Origin of the sequence: Shewanella sp. SG41-4, from assembly GCF_014164505.1 — a bacterium.
In the GTDB taxonomy this organism is placed as follows: domain Bacteria; phylum Pseudomonadota; class Gammaproteobacteria; order Enterobacterales; family Shewanellaceae; genus Shewanella.
In genome coordinates, this window is the sequence record NZ_JACJFI010000479.1 from 1 (window position 1) to 2,032 (window position 2,032).

Annotated in this window: 2 protein-coding genes and 1 pseudogene; 1 reads left to right on the forward strand and 2 read right to left on the reverse strand. The window is 42.2% G+C overall.

Translation table 11 applies throughout. The annotated features are described in order from the left end of the window. Nucleotides 1-40 precede the first annotated feature (40 nt). Nucleotides 41-694 carry a TetR/AcrR family transcriptional regulator gene (locus tag H5202_RS21325; RefSeq protein ID WP_182773818.1) on the reverse strand — a complete coding sequence of 218 codons (654 nt, stop codon included), beginning with the start codon at nucleotides 692-694 and terminating at the stop codon, nucleotides 41-43. A 121-nt stretch (nucleotides 695-815) separates the two neighbouring features. On the opposite strand from H5202_RS21325, the gene H5202_RS21330 reads away from it, so the two are divergent. Further along, nucleotides 816-1,682 carry a LysR family transcriptional regulator gene (locus H5202_RS21330; RefSeq protein WP_182773819.1) on the forward strand — a complete coding sequence of 289 codons (867 nt, stop codon included), beginning with the start codon at nucleotides 816-818 and terminating at the stop codon, nucleotides 1,680-1,682. A 66-nt stretch (nucleotides 1,683-1,748) separates the two neighbouring features. Here H5202_RS21330 and H5202_RS21335 read toward each other — a convergent pair. Continuing rightward, nucleotides 1,749-2,027, reverse strand: a pseudogene (locus H5202_RS21335) (C4-dicarboxylate ABC transporter); the annotation flags it as partial. Nucleotides 2,028-2,032 lie beyond the last annotated feature (5 nt).

The window sequence follows — 2,032 nt, forward strand, 5'->3', positions numbered from 1 at the left end:
TACTAAATCATCTTTTGATGATAAAAAATGATGATGAACATTACCCAGCAACTGACGCGTTTTCTGTCTGCTTGTCGGCTAACCATTGTAAGAATACTTTAATCGTTGGCATGCGCTTGTGTGAATGACCCATTAACTGGGTCATGGCAAAACTAAACTGATAGTACATTTCAGCATCGTTGTAATGCTTTTGCGCATCATCACTGTTAATCATTGCACCGCGCAAATAATCACACAGTAGTTCTCCACGATTAAATCCACCCACCTCACCTATTTCTGTCAGGGTTTGTGCATTCCATTGAGAATACTCATTGATGACCTCTTCAAAGCGTTCGCGATAATATTCACTGGCTTGCATTAACACAGATTCGTTGGGGATTACTCTGGCAATCACAAATTTTTGCTCAAATAAAATGCTGTACAAACGCTGGCAATGATGAAAAATAAATCGTAAATAAGGGTCGCTATATTGCTGTGTGTCCTGCTCGGCTTGGATTAACCAATGGCGATAATCTGCACTGGCAACGGCCACTATCAAGTCGGCCTCGGAGGTAAAGTGATTGTAAATTGTGCCTTTGGATATCTGGCTGGCTTGGACTAAATGCGAGCGGCACAAATCAAAGGTTTTATGCCCTTTTAAACAACGTTGCGATACTTCTATCAGATAGTTGCCACGCTGTTCCCAACTACTCATTTCAGGCTCCATCTTATTTGGGTTAATAAAGCGTTAACAGCTCACATTTACACTATAGCAAGCTTTATGGATACTCAAGATTGAGTAATACTAATACCACTATGAACTTATTCAATAGCCCATGTTAAAAATAGACTTACTTGAAAGTTTTATCGCGATAGCTGAATGTGGCAACTTGTCAAAAGCTGCTGATAAAATTTGCCGAACCCAATCAACACTGAGCCTACAAGTTAAAAAACTTGAAGAAAGTGTCGGCCAAACTTTGCTGATTAGGGATAACAAAGGCGTCACGTTGACCGAATCTGGTGAAACGCTGCTTAACTACGCCTACAAAATGATGCAACTTAACTCACAAGCAATCGATGAGTTAAAAGACTGTCAAAATCGTGAAGTCATTCGTCTTGGTGTACCCACCGATTTTATAAAGTGTTACTTAAGCAGCTGCTTATTAGAATTTATTCGCGAGTTTACCAATATTGAATTAGTCATCGATACCGATGTGAGTGGTAATTTATACAAACGACTGCATCAAGGCGAATTTGACCTGATTGTGGCGACTCACTGGCAACTCCCTGTTAATGGCGAGCTACTATTTACGCGTCGCTTTAAATGGGTTGCGGCAGTCGAAGGTAATGCCCATGAACGAAAAAGCATTCCAATGGGCTTATACCCTGAAAACTGCCCGATTAGAGCGCAAGTGTTTGCTAACCATCAATTGTCTATGCGCCCCATCAATGTGTTGCTGTCGACTCCATCACCACAAGCCTTGTGCATGGCAGTTGAGAATGACTTAGTGATTGCGCCAATAGCCGAATTTAGAATCACTGACCAAATGCAGGTGCTAGACCCGATTGAACATGGATTACCTATACTGCCCGTGTTTAATGAATCGCTATACCTCAATCCAGATACACAAACCTACGCTACGTTGCAGCTGATTAATTTGATTAAAGCCAATGTGGAGCACAAGGGCTATCAACTCGACTAGCCGTTCTCATGCCAACCACTCAGCCTGCTCTACTATCTACATATCTACTCTCGTTTCTACTGTGACTTACAACATTAGGCTGCCAAACAAAAAGGCCAGTAACACACTCGACACTATGGTCACTAGGCCTGGGATCAAAAATGGGTGGTTAAAAACTGCCTTACCAATACGTGTTGAGCCCGTATCATCCATCTCTACTGCAGCCAACAACGTTGGGTAAGTCGGTAATACAAATAACGCACTCACCGCAGCAAATGAAGCAATCGCTGTTAATGGACTTACCCCAATCGCCAAAGCAGCAGGCATTAACGCTTTGGTGGTCGCACCTTGTGAATACAACAACATTTAGG